Annotated in this window: 20 protein-coding genes and 1 riboswitch; of the genes, 15 read left to right on the forward strand and 5 right to left on the reverse strand. The window is 64.6% G+C overall.

Annotated elements, in window-relative coordinates:
* Positions 1–218: hypothetical protein (locus MRY80_RS09900; protein ID WP_293290552.1), on the reverse strand; the 218-nt coding region annotated here is incomplete at its 3' end.
* 90 nt (positions 219–308) lie between these two features.
* Between MRY80_RS09900 and MRY80_RS09905 the strand changes: the two genes are divergently transcribed.
* The 9 genes from MRY80_RS09905 to MRY80_RS09945 all read left to right on the forward strand — a co-directional run bounded on the left by MRY80_RS09905 (position 309) and on the right by MRY80_RS09945 (position 7,479).
* Positions 309–1,139 carry a PilN domain-containing protein gene (locus MRY80_RS09905; protein ID WP_293290553.1) on the forward strand — a complete coding sequence of 277 codons (831 nt, stop codon included), beginning with the start codon at positions 309–311 and terminating at the stop codon, positions 1,137–1,139.
* Positions 1,136–1,738: a type II secretion system protein GspM gene (gspM, locus tag MRY80_RS09910; protein ID WP_293290554.1), complete on the forward strand. Its 603-nt coding sequence runs from the start codon at positions 1,136–1,138 to the stop codon at positions 1,736–1,738. Before MRY80_RS09905 ends, gspM begins: the two co-directional genes overlap by 4 nt.
* The gene (locus MRY80_RS09915; RefSeq protein ID WP_293290555.1) at positions 1,735–2,262 is read left to right on the forward strand and encodes a hypothetical protein; all 528 of its coding nucleotides are present in this window, start codon (positions 1,735–1,737) and stop codon (positions 2,260–2,262) included. The genes gspM and MRY80_RS09915 overlap by 4 nt, the downstream gene beginning before the upstream one ends.
* Positions 2,210–3,142 carry a hypothetical protein gene (locus MRY80_RS09920; RefSeq protein ID WP_293290556.1) on the forward strand — a complete coding sequence of 311 codons (933 nt, stop codon included), beginning with the start codon at positions 2,210–2,212 and terminating at the stop codon, positions 3,140–3,142. The genes MRY80_RS09915 and MRY80_RS09920 overlap by 53 nt, the downstream gene beginning before the upstream one ends.
* Positions 3,143–3,153: 11 nt before the next feature.
* Positions 3,154–4,770 carry a GspE/PulE family protein gene (locus tag MRY80_RS09925; RefSeq protein WP_293290557.1) on the forward strand — a complete coding sequence of 539 codons (1,617 nt, stop codon included), beginning with the start codon at positions 3,154–3,156 and terminating at the stop codon, positions 4,768–4,770.
* A gap of 89 nt (positions 4,771–4,859) precedes the next feature.
* Positions 4,860–5,960, forward strand: coding sequence for a type II secretion system F family protein (locus MRY80_RS09930; RefSeq protein WP_293290558.1), 1,101 nt, complete (start codon positions 4,860–4,862; stop codon positions 5,958–5,960).
* Positions 5,957–6,451, forward strand: a complete 495-nt coding sequence (locus MRY80_RS09935; protein WP_293290559.1) for a prepilin-type N-terminal cleavage/methylation domain-containing protein — start codon at positions 5,957–5,959, stop codon at positions 6,449–6,451. Before MRY80_RS09930 ends, MRY80_RS09935 begins: the two co-directional genes overlap by 4 nt.
* A complete protein-coding gene (locus tag MRY80_RS09940; RefSeq protein WP_293290560.1) occupies positions 6,432–6,818 on the forward strand; it encodes a type II secretion system protein in 387 nt (128 codons plus the stop codon). Before MRY80_RS09935 ends, MRY80_RS09940 begins: the two co-directional genes overlap by 20 nt.
* Positions 6,799–7,479, forward strand: a complete 681-nt coding sequence (locus MRY80_RS09945; protein WP_293290561.1) for a prepilin-type N-terminal cleavage/methylation domain-containing protein — start codon at positions 6,799–6,801, stop codon at positions 7,477–7,479. Before MRY80_RS09940 ends, MRY80_RS09945 begins: the two co-directional genes overlap by 20 nt.
* A 14-nt stretch (positions 7,480–7,493) precedes the next feature.
* Here the strand turns inward: MRY80_RS09945 and gspG are convergent, their stop codons facing one another.
* The 4 genes from gspG to MRY80_RS09965 all read right to left on the reverse strand — a co-directional run bounded on the left by gspG (position 7,494) and on the right by MRY80_RS09965 (position 11,500).
* Positions 7,494–7,940 (reverse strand): type II secretion system major pseudopilin GspG, encoded by a 447-nt coding sequence (gene gspG / locus MRY80_RS09950; protein ID WP_293290562.1) that lies wholly within the window; start codon positions 7,938–7,940, stop codon positions 7,494–7,496.
* A 16-nt stretch (positions 7,941–7,956) separates the two neighbouring features.
* Positions 7,957–8,424 (reverse strand): A24 family peptidase, encoded by a 468-nt coding sequence (locus tag MRY80_RS09955; protein ID WP_293290563.1) that lies wholly within the window; start codon positions 8,422–8,424, stop codon positions 7,957–7,959.
* Positions 8,425–8,450: 26 nt separating this feature from the next.
* The gene (gene gspD / locus MRY80_RS09960) at positions 8,451–10,460 is read right to left on the reverse strand and encodes a type II secretion system secretin GspD (RefSeq protein ID WP_293290564.1); all 2,010 of its coding nucleotides are present in this window, start codon (positions 10,458–10,460) and stop codon (positions 8,451–8,453) included.
* A gap of 527 nt (positions 10,461–10,987) precedes the next feature.
* Entirely contained in the window at positions 10,988–11,500 is a 513-nt protein-coding gene (locus MRY80_RS09965) for a flavin reductase family protein (protein WP_293290565.1), read from the reverse strand.
* Positions 11,501–11,709: 209 nt separating this feature from the next.
* On the opposite strand from MRY80_RS09965, the gene MRY80_RS09970 reads away from it, so the two are divergent.
* The 6 genes from MRY80_RS09970 to MRY80_RS09995 all read left to right on the forward strand — a co-directional run bounded on the left by MRY80_RS09970 (position 11,710) and on the right by MRY80_RS09995 (position 18,633).
* Positions 11,710–13,044, forward strand: coding sequence for an acyl-CoA dehydrogenase family protein (locus MRY80_RS09970; RefSeq protein WP_293290567.1), 1,335 nt, complete (start codon positions 11,710–11,712; stop codon positions 13,042–13,044).
* 51 nt (positions 13,045–13,095) lie between these two features.
* Positions 13,096–14,283 carry an ABC transporter ATP-binding protein gene (locus MRY80_RS09975; RefSeq protein WP_293290569.1) on the forward strand — a complete coding sequence of 396 codons (1,188 nt, stop codon included), beginning with the start codon at positions 13,096–13,098 and terminating at the stop codon, positions 14,281–14,283.
* Positions 14,280–16,103, forward strand: a complete 1,824-nt coding sequence (locus tag MRY80_RS09980) for an iron ABC transporter permease (protein ID WP_293290571.1) — start codon at positions 14,280–14,282, stop codon at positions 16,101–16,103. Before MRY80_RS09975 ends, MRY80_RS09980 begins: the two co-directional genes overlap by 4 nt.
* On the forward strand, positions 16,096–17,184 hold the full coding sequence (locus MRY80_RS09985) for an ABC transporter substrate-binding protein (RefSeq protein ID WP_293290573.1): 1,089 nt from the start codon (positions 16,096–16,098) through the stop codon (positions 17,182–17,184). The genes MRY80_RS09980 and MRY80_RS09985 overlap by 8 nt, the downstream gene beginning before the upstream one ends.
* Positions 17,185–17,275: 91 nt before the next feature.
* On the forward strand, positions 17,276–17,968 hold the full coding sequence (locus MRY80_RS09990; protein ID WP_293290575.1) for a helix-turn-helix domain-containing protein: 693 nt from the start codon (positions 17,276–17,278) through the stop codon (positions 17,966–17,968).
* 50 nt (positions 17,969–18,018) lie between these two features.
* A riboswitch (cobalamin riboswitch) is annotated at positions 18,019–18,224 on the forward strand.
* 100 nt (positions 18,225–18,324) lie between these two features.
* Positions 18,325–18,633: a hypothetical protein gene (locus tag MRY80_RS09995; protein ID WP_293290577.1), complete on the forward strand. Its 309-nt coding sequence runs from the start codon at positions 18,325–18,327 to the stop codon at positions 18,631–18,633.
* Positions 18,634–18,804 lie beyond the last annotated feature (171 nt).

The raw sequence follows: 18,804 nt of genomic DNA on the forward strand, positions 1-18,804 counted from the left end.
ATAAATTTATCAAGATAGGCTGCGCACAAACTCTCTTGCGGACATAACGACATGCGCAAAGACGAAAGATGGCTGAGTTCCATTTGAAAACAGACCAGAAAGCGATCACGCTTGCACCGATCAGCGACTTCTTCGCTTGGTGGCTGGAAACGCTGCGCGCTCTCGCGCCCACACAGCTCCGAAGGCGACGAAAGGCGATCGACATCCATGTCGGCCAACAAAATTGCGCAACACGGTATTTGATCGCCCCTCCCGCGGGCACCGGAAGGACGACCCTGGCGGCGGCATCGCTTCAGGGCGTGGAACAGTTGTTCCGTAGCGATCTGCGCAACGTCAGGGCACCCGTCCGCGTGGTCCATGACGTGACGCGATTTGTCGATCGGCCCCTCGCCGAAACGCGCCTCCCGCTCAGCCGCTCGGTCTCTGCGGCCTATGTCGATCTGGTGGCAAACACGCCGTTTCGCTCCGAAGATGTCGAGATCGGGCTGTGTTCAGACTGGCCGTCCTGCTATTTCATCTTCAGGCACAGGGATCTCGCCGGCATTCGAAAGGCCCTCGGACCGCGGCGACAGAATGTCTCGATCGCCGTCGAGCATGAGGGGACGATCCACGCGATCGATCAGCGCTTCCTTGCCGGCAGACCAGTCCGATCACAGGCAGATCGACTTCAGCGGGCCATTCTGTTCGCGTCGGTCCTCGTCCTGATCCTCGGCGCGGCGCTGATCGTGACGATCGAGCAGCGCCGGCTTTCAGCCGCCGACCGGGCCCTTTCCGCCCAGGTCGAGATCGCGAGCGCCAGCGCCCGTGCAGCGAAAGAGCAGTTCGACCAACAGATGAGGACGCTCGCCCGGATGGATGCTGTTCGGGCGGAGAAGAACTTGTCCAACTCGGTCGTCGCGACGTGGGAGGAATTGTCCCGCATCATCCCCGACAACACCTGGGTCGGCGATCTCCAGCTCACGGACGATCGGCTGACGGTCACCGGTTTTTCCGGATCCGCGGCGGCGCTGATCAGTTTACTTGAATCCTCGGAGCGGTTCGACGGCGCCGAATTCAAAGCGCCGGTGGCCAGGACGCCGGGCCTCGACGCGGAACAGTTCAGCATGGAAGCGTCCGTCGTCCGGCGGGCGGCGCCATGATCCGGCTCCTGAACGCGCCGCTTGTCGTTCAGCGCGGCGTGGCTTTGGGCATCCTTGCAACCGTGCTGACCTTGCTCCTCGGCTCTGCATCAGCGGTCCATTTCGCGTTGGCCGACAAGAGGGCCTCCATCATCGACAAACGGATGCTGCTGGGACGCCTGAACGCGGTTGAGGCGCGCTTCGGCGCCTTGCCCTCTGCCGGCGAGGCGCTGGCCGGCGACGATCTCCGCCTCTTTCTGACCGGACCGTCCGAGGCAGTCGTTCGCGCCACTCTCCAGCAGGATTTCAACGAGATGGCCGCCCGCAGCGGCGCGGACGTCACGTCCGTCGGCAATGCGCCCGACCTGAACAAAACCGGCGTCGTCTATGTCGGCATTCAGGCGAATGTCGCGGCGGAAACCGGCGAATTGCTCAAACTGCTCTCATCGCTCGAGATCACCTCCCCTGTCCTATTCATACCCAAGCTGGTGATCCGATCGACCGACCCGCGGCAGGTGAGCGCCACCGCCGGAGAAATACCATTGAGCGTCCAGATCCAGGTCTACGGCGCCTTGGAGCCCGGCCTTCGCGCTGGCGAGGACGGGAGCCTGCTGCAATGAAGCCGCTCGGTTCGCTTCTGCTGTTGGTCGCCTGCGTCTGCGGCGTCGGTCTCTTGTCGAACCGACTGCTGCACTACCCTGTCGACATTTCGCCGATCACGGCGGACGCCGCCTCTGTCGATCAGCCACCTGCTTCTGCAGGCACGCTGCTGGCATCACCGATGCGTCCCGCGACCGCGTTCAGCCAGATCGTCACGCGGCCGCTCTTCTCAAGGACCCGTCGCAAATTCACGCCGCCGCCAGTATCGGCCCAACCGCCGCAGTCCGCCGTAGCCAAGCGCGCGTCGCCGACACCGCGCAAAGCCGAGATGCGCCCACCTGAGCTCAAATTGCTCGGCGTCAGCATGGGCGCGCAACAGGCCCGGGTCCTGCTCTCCTCCAAAGACGCGCCACCCGCATGGATCGCTTCGGGCATGAAGATCGATGACTGGACGGTCGAGACGATCGACGCAGACGGCGCGGTGATGACGAATGACGGCCGACGCTTTCGCCTCGACCTCTATCGTTCGGCCGGGGAGCTTTAGGGCAATGGCGGCCGCAGACACGCGCGATGCGCAAGGCGGCTACAGCCTGCTGATGGTCCTGCTCCTCATGCTGGCCGTCGCGTCCGTCCTCGCGCCCGTGACGGCGCGCATCAAGGCCAAAGCGCTTCACGAAACCGCACTGCTGCGGATCGACGAACTGAACGCCCTCGCGCAAGGGCTTTCGGTGCTGCTGGCGGACCAGACCGGCAACGGCGGTGACGCAGGACAGGCACACCTGCTCGCCAACTCCACGCGCTATCGCTGCCGGGTGGGATCCGTGCACGTCACATTCGCCTTTCAGAATCAGTCCGGACTAATCGACCTCAATCGCGCGTCGGAGGCGCTGCTTGCGAAAGGGTTCCAGTCGCTGGGCCTTGCGCCGGCCATGGCGGAACGTCTCGCGCAGCTGGTGTCGGCCTATAGAAGCTACAAACCGGATGACGGCGCTCCCGCCGGGCTCGAGATCGCAAACGGCCTGAAAAACGCCCCGTTCGAGTCGGTCGCGGAACTGTTCGATATGCAGGCGTTGCGAGACCTTCCGCTGGCACAGATCAACCGCACCTTCACAATCCATTCGGGTTCGTCACGCATCGCACCAGCCCATGCGCCGAACGCGCTCGCGGTGCGACTTTCCGACAAGGACACAACGGGTGTCGCACCGCAGTCGCCCGGCCCGCTGGACGTATTGGTGACGGTGATGTCCGGCCGCATGACGGGCCGGTTTCACGGCGTCTACCGCTACTACAATGACGGCCGGCTTCGCCTGGTGGAGACCTGGCGCCATGACATCGGCGACGAAGGCTCCGACCCCGTCGATGCCGGCGATTGCTCCGCACGTTTCGGCCCGGAATTCGTGCAACTGGTTGCGGAGGCCGTCTGAGGATGGACCGCTTGTCAGCAGCCAGGGCCTTCGCCGAACATCTCGCCGCGCAAGGACGTTTCGATCCCTCGGCAATCGCGAAACTCGTGCCTGCCGTCGCGGCCACGAAGCATCCGCTCGACACGCTTCTGCTCGAACTCGGGCTCGTCGGGGAAGAGGTGCTGGCAGATCAGTTTGCGACGTTTCTCGACAGTCCGCTGGTGGAGGATCCGGCAGAGCTCATCTCCGGCGAGCTGATCGAGACTATCGGTTTCGACTATCTGGCCGGCGTGGACGCTATACCAACCGAGACTGAGGACCAGGACATCGGGCTGATCATGGCGGACCCGGTCCTGTCCGACGCCGCAAGACTGGTCTCGTTTCTCCTCGACCGTCCCGTCACCGTCATGTGTGCGAGCCGCCGGCGGATCGCGCAAGCCCTCGAAGCCTGGCACATGAACACCTCGGACGACGTCGTTTCCGACGTCCTGCGGGAACCGGCAGACACGCTTGAATTCGACGACCTCGATCATCTGAAAGACATCGCCAACGACGCCCCGGTCGTTCGGCTTCTCTCCGAGATCGTGCAACGCGCCATCGACATGAAAGCGTCCGACATTCATGTCGAACCCTATGATGACAGCGTGGAGGTGCGCATGCGCTGCGACGGCGTGCTGCTCCAAGCCGACAGCATCTCCAGGGACATGCTGGCCGGGCTGTCCACGCGGCTCAAGATATTGGCCCGGCTCAACATCGCGGAACGGCGCATTCCCCAGGATGGACGCCTGCGCATGGCGGCCCGCGGTCGCCATGTCGACATGCGCCTCTCGATCCTGCCATCCGTGCATGGCGAGACGCTGGTGCTGCGCATCCTCGACCGCGAAACGGTTCCGCTGCGCCTCGACGCGCTCGGTTATTCCGATACCGCGGCTGGCACGCTCAAGCGGCTCTCCGGCCTGAGCAACGGCATCGTTCTCGTCACCGGACCAACCGGAAGCGGCAAGACGACGACCCTTTACGCGATGCTCAACGAGATCGACACGCGGCATCTGAAGGTCTTCACCGTCGAAGACCCGGTCGAATACCGGATCAAGGGCATTACCCAGGTTCAGATCAATCCGGCCGTCGATCTCGATTTCGCGCGCACTCTGAGAACCGTTCTGAGGCAGGATCCCGACGTCATCCTGATCGGCGAGATACGGGATGCCGAAACGGCCGAAATCGCCGTGCGGGCCGCGCTGACCGGGCACCTCGTCCTCTCCACGCTTCACACGAACAGCGCTGCCGGCGCGTTTTCCAGGCTCGTGGACATGGGCGTCGAACCCTACCTGCTGGCCGACACGGTTCGGGCCGTGATCGGACAGCGGCTGTTGCGTGCGACCTGCAGTATCTGCCATGGCGAGAACAGCGCCGACTGCACGGCGTGCGACGGCACCGGATACCGGGGACGTGTCGCCACCTATGAGATCCTGGAGGTGACGCCGGACCTGCTGAAACACGCGCGGTTCTGGGAAAACGAGGCAGACATCGTGGCGACCGCCGCTGACACCGGCTACCGCGCTCTTGCCGCCCATGCCGAGGATCTCGTCGCTGCCGGCGTGACCGACCGGCGCGAACTGGCCCGCGTCCTCACCAGCGGGGCTCCCTGATGCCCGACTTCTACTACGAGGCCTATGGCCGCGACGGCGAGATCGTGAAGGACCGGTTGAGCGCCGCAAGCCAGAGCGCGGCGCACAGGGTGCTGGCCGAAACCGGCAAGACGCCCTTTGTCCTCAAGCCGGCGTCCGCCCGTCCTTCCCCGAAGACTGCGTTGCGCGCGGCTTCCGTCAAGGACATGACGCGGCTCTTCGAGGACATCGCCGTTCTCATGCATTCGGGCTTCACAATCGACCAGTCCCTGGCGGCGAGCCTCGCCGACGCATCCGGAGACCGACAGTCCCGACTGCAGGAGCGACTGCTTGCATCGCTTCAGGCGGGCAACTCGGCAGCTAATTCCTTCACCGGTATCGGAGTGGCCGGCGACGTGGTTGCACTGATCGCGGCCGGCGAAGCAAGCGGGAGACTGGCCGAAGTGCTCGAGGTGATCGCCGGCGATCTCAGGGAGCGTGCAAAGCGGACCGCGGAAATCCGCGAAGCATTGCTCTATCCAGCCTTCCTCATCGCGATGATGTTTGTGACGCTCGGCATCCTCGCATTCTATCTCGTCCCCGCAATCGAGCCGATCTTCGAGGCAAGCCGGGCCGCCAGACCCATCGTGTTTGTTCTCCTCGACAATGCACGCGCATTTTTCGCAGAAGGCGGCCTGATCCTGATCGTCGCATCGGTTGCGGCACTGGCGACCGCAGCCTCGCTTCCGACAGGCCGCGGGGCTATCCGCAGTTCTGCCTTCGTCATGCCTGTGGTCGGCGGCTTTCTGACAAATGGCAATATCGCACTCTACATGCGCACCCTCGGATTGCTGTTGGACAATGGCGTGGCGCCCAGGGAAGCAATGCGCCTTTCCACCGCATCGGCGAAGACGCCACGCATCCGGGCCTTGCTCAAGGCTGCCGAACGCGACGTTCAGGCCGGGTCTGGCATGCATCAGGCTTTCACGAAGACCGGTCTCTTTGCGCCGGGTATGATCGCCCGCATACGCCTCGGCGAAGAGTCGAACAGCGTACCGATCATGCTCTCGCGTTGCGCCGGCACGATCGAACGCCGGCAGAAACAGCAGGTCGACCGCCTGATGACGTTTCTGACGCCGGCCATCACCATCTCCCTCGGCCTGCTGGTTGGGGCGCTTGTGATCTCGGTCATGAGTGCGCTGCTCAGCATCAACGACATCGTGGTGCGATGAAGCGGCACGGCACCATGGGCACCACGCAAAGGCGGGACGCGGGCTTCACCCTGATCGAGGTTCTCGTCGTTCTGCTCATCGTCGCGCTGGCCTCGGGCACGGCGGCGTTCGCGGTGTCCCGGAACACCCGGGCGCCGGACGCGCAAGGCTACGCCAGCGCATTGCGGGACCTCCTGTCTCTCGCGCAGCAGCGCGCCATGATCACCGCAAACACCCAGGCCGTTGAAATCGACATGGCGTCGGTTCCGGTTACGGCCACGTGGGAGGGAACCGATGTGTCTGCACCGCCGGGCGTGTCCGTCGATCTGCTGATCGGTCACGAACTCCTCCGATCCGACGGGATCGCCCGTATCGTCTTTTTCGGCGAGGGCGGCTCGACCGGCGCCCGCTTCGAGATTTCAGACGCCAAGGGAGGCGGCGCGGTCGTCGCCACCAACTGGCTTACCGGCATCTCCATCGTGGAGCGGAAAGATGACGAAACACGCCGCTGACACGACCGAAGGCTTCACGCTTTTGGAAACCCTCGTCGCGTTTCTCGTGCTGTCGATTGCGCTGGCGACGGCCATCCAGTCGCTGTCCCAGACCGCACGCATGGATGCAAACGCGCGACTGAGCGAGGAACTGCGTCTGACAAGCCGGACGCTGATGGCCGAACTCGTCGAAACGGCAAGGCCACAGCCACGCCGCGACGGCGTGGTCGATGACCGGTGGGCCTGGAGCCTGACGGTCGAGACATTCGGAGCGGCCGGCCATTCGAACCTTCTCCGATACGTCCTGGAGGTCCGCGCCCTCGACCGGCCGAGCACCGGAATGACACTGATCGAAGTGAGATCACGCGATGCCCGGTCCGGCCGATAGCAAGACGCCCCCGGTTCGGATGAACGGCCACGCTGCCAAGGAGACAAACCCGGAATCCGGCTTCACCCTGATCGAGATGCTGGTCGCGCTTTCCCTGGTGGCGATCATTTCCCTCATGGCGGCCGGGTTCCTCGGACAATTGCGCCTGTGGAACGGCAGATTCGCGAGCGAAGTGCCCCGGCAGGAACTGGCCGCGACTGCGCGCTATCTGGAAAACGCGATCGCGGGTGCGTTGATGCTGCCGATCGATCTCGCCGACAATGACGAACGTCTCTACTTCGTCGGCACGCCAGACAGTCTCACATTCGTGTCGCACTCCCGCGTGGGCCTCGCCGAAGCCGCGCTGCGCACCGTGCATGTCGGCATCGCTGATGTCGATGGTGGGCACGATCTTGTTCAGATCCTTCGACCCCGGCGCTTTCACGCCGCTTCGATCACGGAATCGGACAAGATCGTCATTCTTCCGAAAATTCACGGTATCGGTTTCGAATATCTGGAGCGGGCCCCGGACGGAGCCTCGCGTTGGACCACGGATTGGTCCGCCAGCCGACGCCTCCCCCTCGCCGTCCGGTTTCACCTGACCGCCACGCGCAATGGCGACATGGTTTCAGTTTCGGGCGCCACACGCCTCACCCTTGCATCGGCAGCAAACATGCCCTGACGGAGCCACGCCCCTCAATCCAGGTTGGTGATGTCTCTCGCATCGCCCGCCCCGCCCTCCTTGCCGTCGGCGCCGAGCGACGTGATGACGATCCGGCCGTCATCCTCCAGCACGTATCGGTACGGATTTCCCCAAGGGTCGGCGAGCTTGTCGGCGTTCTTCAAATATGGGCCGTTCCAGCGGGGCGCGTCCGCCGGCTCAAGCGACAACGCAGCGATGCCCTCGGCCGAAGCGGGATAGCGGGAATTGTCGAGGTAGTAGAGCTCCATCGCGCTTTCGATGTTGCGGATCTGGATGCGAGCGCTGTCGACCCGGGCTGACTCGAGGTAGCGGAGCACTTGAGGCACGGCGAATGTCGCGATCAGGCCTATGATCGCGAGGACCACAAGCAGTTCCACCAGCGTGAAACCGGCATCCTCACACTCGTCTTGCCGCTTCTCTGGCGTTGAAAGGCGGTGCACATTTCCTTTCGGCATCTCAGATCCAGGCATCCGCAAGAGCTCCCCTTGCCTCAAAGGCCCAAACGCAAAGCAAGGCCGCACCGAGAAACGGGCCGAAAGGCAAGCGGACCATATGGATGTCGCGCGCGCCGCGTGCCCGCAGCAAAATGAACGCCGCGATGCCGGATGCGCTCGCCAGCATGAAGAACAGGGGCACGTTCAACGGATCGATCCACAAGGCGGCGGCCGCGGCCATCTTGATGTCGCCCCTCCCCAGCCCGGCATGGCCGCGAAGCCTTCTAAACAAGGCGGCGAGAACATGGAGAAGACCGAATATCGCGCCTGCCGTAATGAGCGACGGCAATGGCAAGCGTCCCAACGTCGCCAGGTGATAGAGAACACCACCGCCGGCCAGCACGAGATTCAGCGCATCCGGAATGATCATCCGGCGCAAATCGACATAGGCGATCGCCACGATGATCGCCGTCAGCGCGAGCGCGCTCAACACAAGCATGAGCATTGGCGACCCCATCAATAGACCAGACGAAAGAAGTCTCTTTCCATCGTCGTGTTGCCCTTCCTGCTGTTGGCGATCGGACTTTGCAGCCGCAGCTTCTCGCTGAATTCCGCCGTTAACTCGCGCGCTTCCTGGACGCTGCGGATGACGCGCGGCCGGATGAAAACGACCAACTCGGTGCGCGTGATCTTGTCGGACTTGTTCTTGAACGCGTTGCCCAGCACAGGAATGTTGCCGAGCAGCGGCACCTGGGAACGCGTCAGGGAGTTGGTCTCCTGGATCAGGCCTCCAAGCGCGAGGCTCTCGCCGTCATGGACCGTCACCTCGGTGGTGATCTTGCGCTGCCTGATGGTCGGCGAGTCGATGCCGCTCGACGCCGTCTCTACGACCGAGCTCACCTCCTGCTCGATGTCCAGCATGACCCTGCCGGACCGGTTGACCCTGGGCGTGACCGTCAGGATGATGCCCGTGTCGCGCATCTCCACCGAGTTGACCACGGATCCCGGATTGGTCGTATCCGTCAATTGCTGGGTGACGATCGGCACCTCGTCGCCGACCTGCAGGATGGCGGTCTGGTTGTTGCGCGCGACGAGATTGGGCGACGAAATGATGTTGACGTCGGTGACGCTCGACAGCGCGTTGAGCGTGACTTCCAGGTTCTGCGCCGCATAGCTCCAGGAAAAGCCTGGATATGTCGCGCCGGTGAACCCGCTGGAAAGCTCCGAAAGGCCGAGTTTCAAGCCGCCATTCTCAAAGAACCAGCGCATTCCCAGTTCAAGCTGGTCGTTCAAGGTCACCTCGGCGATCACCGCCTCCAGCAACACCTGAACCGGCAACACGTCCAATTCGCGCAGGATCTGTTCGATACGCTCGTATTCGCGCGCGGTGGTCGAGATGAGCAGGGCGTTGTTTTCGACATCGGCGACCACGATGTCCTGCAGGACGGACGTCTCGTCCTGGCCCGATCCGGACCCGGCGGCCTTTCCACCCTGCGACACCAGAACCTGCGTCAATCCCGGCGCCACCGTCGAGGTCTGCGCCGACGATGGTCCGCCGCGCTGCGCGAGCACGGATTTCAGGATTTCCGCAAGCTCCCGGGCAGGCCGGTTCTGGATGTGATAGACGAACAGTTGCTGCTCGTTGGTGCTTGCCTGCATATCCAACTTGCCGATCCACTCGGCGGCCCGCGCCAGATAGGCCGGGCGCGACGTGATCACCAGGATCGCGTTGAGCCTTTCGATGGCGACGAACCGGACGACCTTCGAATTTGAACTCGCCTCGTTGCCGAACACCGCGTCGAGTTCGGAGGCCAGTTCCGTGGGCCTCGACGTCTTGAGCGGGTGCAGCGCGACGGACATTCCCTTCATCCAATCGACGTCGAACACCGCGATCGCCTCGCGCATCGCTTCGAGGTCGGTACCGGTTCCGGCCAGCACCAGCAAGTTGCGCTTCGCGTCCGCCCGCAAAATGGAGCCCTGTCGGCTGATCGGACCGAGTATGTTGTTCATCTCCTCGGCGGAAATGTAGCGCAACTCGATGACCTGGACCTTGATGCCCGGCCCCTTCGGCGTCACGCGCGGGACGCTGATCGAGGGCGTACCGGCGAGCGCGTTGCCCGCATGGACGATCCGGTAGACGCCGGCCTTCTTGACGATCGCCGCGCCGCTGACACTCAACGCCGTTTCGAATATGTCCACCAACGCGTCACGCGACACCGGCGCGCTTGTCTGGATGGTGATCGCGCCGGTCAGGCTCTCGTCGACGACATAGTTCGCGCCGAGCGTGTCACCGATCACGCTCTTCGCCGCGTCGCGCACCGACACGTTGACGAGATTGAGCGTGTAACCCTCCTCCCCTGCGGTCGTTCGGCCGGCCGAAACCGACGGGGCGCCGGTCGAAACGAAACTGCCCGTGCCCACATGCGCGGCCCCTGCAAAACCGGCGGCGGTCGTTCCGCCCGTGAGAGCCTGCGAGTATGCGGAACCGGAGCGCCTGATGTCGCCCTCGTTCTTCAGCTCCGCCATTGTTTCTTCGAAAATATTTCCGGAGTTCAGCGTGTTGCAGCCACTCAGGAAAGCGCCGATCACGAACATGAAACACAGTGACACCACACGCATTTTCAAACCCGGCCCACGACAGTCGATCCCAATACGGTCTCGAGCGTAATACCGGCGAGACACACAGCACAATCACCACATTGTATTGTTCACACTATTTGACATGAAGTAACAGTTTCCACTGTTCTTTTCTTTCAAGCCGAACTTTTTTCGATTTTGACTTGACTTGATCGGCAAAGACACGCAGGCGGCATTGCGAACACCGGCGGGACGCCTGTCGGACGCCCGCTCTGCACGTGAGCGAGGGCGAGATGTCGTTCGCGACAATTGAGCGACGCACTCGATCAAGTCGTCGTCGCGCATCCGCATGCAGCCATCGGCTTCCGGCGGGAACTGGCTTCACCCGAGACCGACACGGCCCTCCAGACCGCCTGCGAAAAGACGCTCAACCGCACGTCATCGACATGCGCGGGCCATGCGCGACGAGCCCTCCCTCAGGACAGCGCGCGATATCCGCCGGAGAAGAACACCAGCGGGTCGCCCTCGCCTGGCGCGGACCAGTCGAGGACGCGGGCGACGACGAGTTCGTGGTCGCCGGCCGACGTTACGGATTCGATGGCGGCGTCGAGCCAACCCATCGCCTCGGCGAGCACCGGGTGGCCGGTCGGGCTCATCCACCATTCATGGCCCGCGAAACGGTCGACGCCTTTCTGCGAAAACTGCCGGGCCACCACCTCGTGCTGCAGGCGCAGGAGTGACACCGCGAAGCCGCCGGCGGCCTTGATCTGCGCCCAGGTCGCGCTCGACCGCATCGGGCAAAAGGCGATGAGCGGCGGGTCCAGCGACACCGAGGTGAACGAGTTCACCGTCATGCCCACGGGGCCGTCCTCCGCGCCCGCCGCGATCACGACGACGCCCGTCGGATACCGTCCCAATGTGTCCCTGAAGCTTCGCTGGTCCCGAAGTTCGGCCGGCTCCAGCCGGGTCTGCACCGCGCTTATCGTCAAGTCCTCGCCTCCTCCGACGGTTCGTTGCCGCGACGATAGAAAAGTATCAATAAATGCGCAACACGTATTATATTGATACTTCTTAACATTTGAAAGAGCGCTTGACAGGCGCCGTGCGGCCGGCAATGATCCCGTATCATAAAACGGCACTGCGTACTCATATTGTACTTCTTGCCCGACGATGACATGCTTGGAGGAGGAACCCGACGATGAATTTCGTCACGAATACGCTCGCGCCCTATCCGGCGCCCTATCCTGAGGTGCAGGGTCGCCCGACCCTGCTGGAAGAGGCCAAGAAGCTCGAACAGATGCTCCTCGACGCCGAGGACATCATCGAGAACGAGCGCCGCGTTCCCGACGAAATCACCGACGCGCTCTACGACAACGGCATCTACCGTGCGTTCCTGCCGCGCGAGCTCGGCGGCCTTGAGGTGCATCCGCTGGAATGGCTGGACGCGGTGGAGGAACTCTCCCGCGTCAACGGCTCCGTCGGCTGGCTCTGCATGCTCCATTCCGGCCAGACCTTCCTCAAGCGCGAGGTCATGGAGAAGCTGCTGACCGAGGACCGCTGGATCATGGCCTCCAATGTGGGCCGCGCGGCCGGCAAGGCGGTGCGGGTTCCCGGCGGATACCGCATCAGCGGACGCTGGTCGTTCACCAGCGGCTCGCCCGAGGCGAACTGGCTGTCCGGCCGCTGCATCCTCTATGACGAGAACGACCAACCGGTGATGAACCCGCGCGACGGGCTTCCCTGGTTCATCGTCGGCCTGTGGCCGGCCAAAGACGCGACGCTGATCGACACGTGGGACGGCCACGGGCTGCGCGGTACCGGTTCCGGCGATTTCGAGATCAAGGACCTGTTCGTTCCCCGCGAGATGGTCAACGAGGCCGGCATCTGGAAGCGGCCCTACGACCGGGCGCTCTACCGCTACTGGTTCAACGTGATGGCGCATGGCGCGCACGCCCTCGGGCTGGCGCGGGCGGCCATCGAGGAATTCACCGGGCTCGTGCATGTCGCGGCGCGGCACGGCTCCTACCGGCAGGCCAAGCTCGGCAAGGAGCAGGTCAACCAGATCGCGCTCGGCAAGGCGGACACGCAGGTGCGCGCTGCGCGGGCCTATTTCTGGCAGCTCGTCGGCGAAGCCTATGACGACGCGGTTGAAAGCTGGCCGGTCAATTACGACCTGCGCGTCCGGCTGCAGGCCGCCCTGCTGCACACAGTGCACACGTCGCGCCAGGTGATCGACACGCTGTTCCAGCAGGCCGGCGCCCCCGCGGTGTTCCGCGGCCGTCGCCTGGAGCGCATCCACCGTGACATTCTCACCGCCGCCAATCACGCGCTGATGGCGGAAGCGGCCCTCGACCGGGTCGGCCAGTACCTGATGTCGAAGGACCTCCCGAGCGGACCCGAGATCGAGATCGGCGGGATCGGCTTCATTCCGGGTCCGCACCCCCAGCATGACAGGATCAAGCCCTGGCAGGACTGGGTGCGCGAATCCGAGACGAAGCGACCCGAAGAGACCTCGGTCGAAGCGGCTGAGTAAAACGGAGCCTTTTGGCTCCGCCTTCCCTCATCAGCGAAAAACGGTGTTCACGTGTCTTCCCTCACGGTGCATTCACTGCACAAGTATTTCGGCGCTTTCCATGCGATCAAGGGGGCCGACCTCCAGGTCGCCGAAGGCGAATTCGTCACGCTGCTCGGCGAGAGCGGCTGCGGCAAAACCACTTCCCTGCGCTGCATCGCCGGCCTGGAGATGCCCTCTTCCGGCCGGATCGTGATCGGTGACCGCGTCGTCTTCGACGGCGAGCGGCGCATCGAGATTCAGCCCGAGAAACGCGAGACCGGCATGGTGTTCCAGAGCTACGCGCTCTGGCCGCACCTGACCGTGATCGAGACGGTGCTCTACCCGCTGCGACGCCGCAAGGTGAACAGTTCGGAGGCGATCAGCCGCGCGCGCGAGATCCTCGAGATCGTCGGCCTGGAACAGTTCGCCAACCGGGCAGCGACCTCACTGTCCGGCGGCCAGCAGCAGCGCGTCGCCCTGGCGCGGGCGCTCGTCATCCGGCCGCAGCTCATGCTCTATGACGAGCCACTGTCGAACCTCGATCCCTCGCTGCGCCGCCAGGTGCGCGACGAGATTCTGCGCCTGCACAGGCTGAACGGCACCACCTCGGTCTACGTCACCCACGACCTCGAGGAGGCGATGCACCTGTCCGACCGGATCGTCGTGATGCAGTCCGGCCTGCTGGAGCAGACCGGCACGCCGGCGGAGATCTTCACGCGGCCGACCAACGAATTCGTCGCGAAATTCGTCGGCTTCGAGAACCTGCTTCCCGCCCGGGTCGTCTCGACGGCGGGCGGCGACATCGAATTCGAGATCGACGCGACCGGCGAGCGGGCGACGCTGCCCGCCTCCGCTTCGGCCAAGCCGGTCATCGCCGGGGATCGGGTAAGCGTGGCCTTCCGCTCCGCCAACGCGCTCCTGCATGGCGAGCGCCCGGCCGACCCGGTTCCGGGGCTCCTGTTCCGCGGCACGATCAACCGGGTCGATTTCCTCGGATCGCGCAACGAGTACCGGATCGTCAGCGGCGACGCGCATCTCAGGGTCACCGAATCCGAGCGCGCCTATCGCCGCGAGGCGATGCGCCGCGACGCCGGGGCCGAGGCCTGGGTCGAGGTCGAAGCCGACCTCGTCTCGATCATCCCGACCGGCACAGCGGATGTCCGCAAGTGCGACGCACGCCCCGTGCCCAAATTCACGGCGACCGGGGCGGCGGCATGAGCGAGAGCGGCATGACCGAGCGCGCCACGATGCCGCTCGTCGGCTGGATGAGACCGGACCGCCTGCCCGCCGACTGGCGCGGCGAAAGGTTGATCGCAAGGATCCTGCTCGGGGCCGCGATCGCGGTCCTCTTCGTCCTGTTCCTGCTGCCGCCGATCATGATGGCGCTGGCCGCGTTCCGGGTCGGCAATCTCGCGGGCCAGGGCGACTGGAGCATCGGTCCCTTCCTCGAAACGCTCGGCCGAGCCAGTACCTGGCGTGTCGCGCTGAACTCCATCATCCTGTCCGCGGCCTCGAGCCTCGGCGCGCTTGCGATGGGCACCTTCCTCGCCTGGGTTTCGGTGCGCACCACGACGCCGCTGCGCCGCCTGATCACGCCGGCGATGGCGGTGATCCTCGTCATGCCGTCGCTGTTCTACGGCCTCGGCTGGTATCTCGTCGTCAACGGCAACGCAGCCCCGGTCAACATCCTGCTGCGCTCCCTGTTCGGCATCACCGGTTCGCCGCTTGGCTCAGGCTGGCCGATCATGCTGGTCGTCGTGATCGGCTACGTGATCCCGGTCGGCTACCTGTTCATGGTTGGCCCCATGGCGCGCATGGACGCCGCCCTCGACGACGCGGCCCGCATGAGTGGCGCATCCAGGACCGCCGCCTTCTTCACCGTGACGCTGCCGCTCCTTCGCCCGACCATGTTCGGCGTGTTCGTGCTGATGACCTCCTACGGCTTCAGCGCCTTCGAACTGCCACTGCTGTTCGGCATCCAGGCCGACATCCACGTCTTCTCGACCGCCGTCTACACCACCCTGACCGGGCAGGACGCGATCCCCAACTATGCCGGCGCGAGCACGCTGTCGCTGATCCTGATGGCGCTGGTGATCGGCCTCGTCGTGGTCCGGTCCTTCGTGCTCGGCAGCCGCCGCTACTCCACCATCACCGGCAAGGGCTTCCGGCCCGAGCCGAAGGATTACGGCCGCATCCAGTGGGCCTTCCTGGCGGTGTTCGTCATCGCGGTCTGCTGGGCCGGGATCATCCCGCTGGCGCAGATGATCATCGGCTCGTTCCAGCCGCTCTTCGGCCTCTCGCTCGGCTTCACGACGGCCAATTACGAAGCCGTGCTGTCCGAACGGCGCACCGCCTCCACCATCATGCTGACCCTGGTGCTGGCGGCGAGCGGCGGCTTCCTGGCAGCCTCCGTCGCGCTGGTGATGAGCCACATGGCGACGCGCGGCGGGCAGTTCCTTCGCTTCGTCGCCGCCGTCGTATCCTGGGCGCCGGTGGCAATCCCCGGCATCCTGCTCGGCCTGGCGCTGATCACCGCCTATCTTCCGGTGCCGGGCCTGCGCAGCCTGATCGGCACTCCGTTCATGTTGCTGATCGGCTTCATCGTCGTGGTCACGCCGATCGCGACCCGGGCGATCGAGGGCGGAGTGCTGCAGATTTCGCCCGAACTGGAGGAATCGGCCCGCATCTCCGGCGCCTCGAAGGTCGTCACTTTCTTCACGGTCGTCGTTCCGCTGGTGCTCCCGAGCTTCCTGGCTGGCTGGTTCATCGCCGGCATCGGCGTCGCCGGCAATCTCAGCCTGCCGGTGCTCCTGTCCTCGCCGACCATGCAGACGGTCGCCGTGCAGGCCTATGACGCCTACCGGCAGGGTTACGCCACCCAGGCGGCGGCGCTGTTCTTGCTCCTCATGCTTGCCGTCGCGGTGGTTGGCGGCATCGCCTGGGGCCTGGCCTTCATCATCACCTTTCTGGTCAAGCGGGCGCAAAGAACCCGTATCGACCGCGTCATGACATCAACAGGGAGAGAGAAGCATGCTTAAGAGACACGCAAAGCGATTAGCGACGGCGCTGGCGATCCCGCTGGCGCTGACGGCGGGAGGAGCCGCCGCCTTGGCCGACGGCTATGACGGCGCGCTCGGAACGCCCGAGCAGGAGGCCAAGTTCCAGGCGCTCTACGAGGCCGCCCTGGGCGCCGGCCAGACCCGTGTGATCGCCTATGGCCCGCCGCCGGCGAAAGTGGTGCTGGACACGTTCCACGCCCGCTTCCCCAAGATCGAGGTGATCTACCAGCAGCTGCAGAGCGCCGAACGCCTCGCCAAGCTGGAGCAGGAAAAGCAGACCGGCAACTTCGTCGCCGACATCGCCTCGGACGGCCGCACGCCGGTCGTCTCGATGGCCGTCGACGGCTGGTGCCAGCAGCGCGAGCACATCATGGACGTCCCTGAAGCGTGGAGCGGCGTCAACGGCACGGTGCAGTTCCAGCAGGTCGCGGTGTTCGGCCTCGCCGTGAACACCAACCTTCTCGCTATCGAGGATGCGCCGAAGAGCTGGCGCGAACTGACCTCCGAGCAGTGGAAGGGCAAGGTCGTGATGGTGTCGCCCGCCGCCGGCGGCGCCGCGGCCTACACCTTCGCGCAGATGGACCACCCGGACGAAAACGACCGCAAGTACGACGGCATCAAGGAAGGCATCAAGGAGAACATCTCGCTTGTCGCCCGTGACGCGCTCGTCCTTCAGGAGGTCGCCGCCGGCAACTACCCGATCGGCGCCCTCGCCTACTATCCGTATTTCGTGCAGATCAAGGCCCAGGGCGCCCCGATCGAGTTCGTGTTCCCCTTCACCGAGGGCGGCGGGAACATGTGGACGAAGAGCGCGCAGTGCCTTATCCAGAACGCGCCGAATCCGATCGCTGCGGACCTCTACATGAACTGGGAGTTCAGCAAGGAAGGTCAGCAGACGCTTTCCGACTCCGGCCTGTATCCGGTGATGCCGGGCACGCCCGGACCGGGCGGCCTGCCGCCGCTCGATACGGTGGATCTGATGGAGCAGTTGCCGGACGAACAGGCCATCAAGGCCTACGGTCCTTACGTTCGGGAAGTGATCGCCTTCTTCGGCGGCTGAGCCGCGGGCGTTACCAGGTCCCTCCCCGGTGCAAGCGCGTCGGGGAGGGATTGTTGTCTGAGGTGCAGTGTTGGTATTGAGGGATATGCAAGTGCCCGGGCAACGAGCGGAAGCGAAGGTTTCCACCACGGCGCAGCGCGCCGGCGCGCTGTTGCGATTGCTCGCCCAGCATCCGCAGGGGCTGGGCATCACCTATCTGGCCCGCGAATTGTCGACCCAGCGCGCGCCCCTCTACCGCATACTCCAGGCGCTCCAGACGCAAGGCCTCGTTCGCCGCAACGAACGCAAGCAATATCTGCTCGGCGTCGCGACGCTCGAACTCGCCAGGGCCTATTCCTCGCAGTTTCCGACCGGGATCGAGGCGATCCTCGCCGCGCTCGCCAACGAAACCGGCATGACAGCGACGCTGACCTCCGAGGACGACGACGTGCTCACCACGATCGTCTCCAAGACGCCCGGCACGAATGGCGAACATGTCTTCACCCCGCCCGGCTTCCGCCATCCAAGCGGGCCGCTGTCGCTGCGCGTCGCCGTCCAGGCGCTCCAGCCGCCGAACGACGACGACACCGAAGAGGTGCGTGAGGCGCGCGAGCTCGGCTACGCCATCGGACGCGGGACGGTGGTACAGTCGCGCTACGGGGTCTCGGCGGTGGTGCCCGGCGGCGAATCGGGCGCCGTTCTCGTGCTTTCGCTTGTAACGCTGCACGCGTTCGACCACCGCACCGTCGCCGAGCCGCTGTTGCGCACGGTGCAGGAACTGAGCCACGCCATCGCGCAAACCTGACGGCTCGCGCCTCGGCCCACACCCACCCATTGACAATTCGGCCCTCAATGCCACCAGATGTGGTGTGTGGTTCCGGCGATTCGCGTCGCTGGCGAAGATGGGAATCCGGTGCGCATGACGCAAATCCGGAGCTGCCCCCGCAACTGTAAGCGGCGAGCCCGCGTCCGACTGCGCCACTGGAGCCCCGGCTCCGGGAAGGCCGGACAAGGGCGGCGACCCGCGAGCCAGGAGACCTGCCACGCATCGAAAACGACCACGGGCGGGGTGCCCCGGACAGGACGAGCGCATGGCAGACCGGCTAGAACGCCTGGCATCGCGACCGGTCCCGCGGCCCCGCAACTTGCGCGGAGGGCACCATGACATACGGTATCGACCTGACACTTCACCAACTTCAAGCGCGCGCCGATTCGGCCGAACGGGCGAAGGAATACGGCCAGCTCGGCTACATGCAGTGGCTCGGTAGCCTGCCCGCGGACGGCTGCTATCGCACGGCGGCGATTCGCGCCTACGCCACCGCCAAGCCGATCATGCGCACCGATCCAGCGGTGGCCGCCTTCTGCCATTTGCTCATCAAATCGCTTGAAAACCCGCTGGCCCCGCTCGACCTCGCCTTGCCGAAACCCCGACGGCGCGGCGGCGCGAAGGAACGACGCATGTCGCTATGAGGCGTAGCCCTCAGGCCGGATGTGCCACACCGCCCCGTCGTCATTTCTTGGACAAAGCGGGGAGCAGGTCATTACCCACCTTGGGAGCTGTGAGAGCTTGGATTGATGCCTATTAGAAACGCAAAGACCCGCTCATCTTGTGGATGAACGGGTTGATTTTGGTTGCGGGGG

Origin of the sequence: Oricola sp., from assembly GCF_022763245.1 — a bacterium.
Classification (GTDB): domain Bacteria; phylum Pseudomonadota; class Alphaproteobacteria; order Rhizobiales; family Rhizobiaceae; genus Oricola.

What these genes read in the sequence shown, in the direction of transcription:
- MRY80_RS09995 (WP_293290577.1), top strand. Translation starts at nt 18,325, where the DNA reads ATGACATACGGTATCGACCTGACACTTCACCAACTTCAAGCGCGCGCC.
- gspM (WP_293290554.1), top strand. Translation starts at nt 1,136, where the DNA reads ATGATCCGGCTCCTGAACGCGCCGCTTGTCGTTCAGCGCGGCGTGGCT.
- MRY80_RS09980 (WP_293290571.1), top strand. Translation starts at nt 14,280, where the DNA reads ATGAGCGAGAGCGGCATGACCGAGCGCGCCACGATGCCGCTCGTCGGC.
- gspD (WP_293290564.1), bottom strand. Translation starts at nt 10,460, where the DNA reads ATGGCGGAGCTGAAGAACGAGGGCGACATCAGGCGCTCCGGTTCCGCA.
- MRY80_RS09970 (WP_293290567.1), top strand. Translation starts at nt 11,710, where the DNA reads ATGAATTTCGTCACGAATACGCTCGCGCCCTATCCGGCGCCCTATCCT.
- MRY80_RS09945 (WP_293290561.1), top strand. Translation starts at nt 6,799, where the DNA reads ATGCCCGGTCCGGCCGATAGCAAGACGCCCCCGGTTCGGATGAACGGC.
- MRY80_RS09920 (WP_293290556.1), top strand. Translation starts at nt 2,210, where the DNA reads ATGACGGCCGACGCTTTCGCCTCGACCTCTATCGTTCGGCCGGGGAGC.
- MRY80_RS09985 (WP_293290573.1), top strand. Translation starts at nt 16,096, where the DNA reads ATGCTTAAGAGACACGCAAAGCGATTAGCGACGGCGCTGGCGATCCCG.
- MRY80_RS09915 (WP_293290555.1), top strand. Translation starts at nt 1,735, where the DNA reads ATGAAGCCGCTCGGTTCGCTTCTGCTGTTGGTCGCCTGCGTCTGCGGC.
- MRY80_RS09935 (WP_293290559.1), top strand. Translation starts at nt 5,957, where the DNA reads ATGAAGCGGCACGGCACCATGGGCACCACGCAAAGGCGGGACGCGGGC.
- MRY80_RS09940 (WP_293290560.1), top strand. Translation starts at nt 6,432, where the DNA reads ATGACGAAACACGCCGCTGACACGACCGAAGGCTTCACGCTTTTGGAA.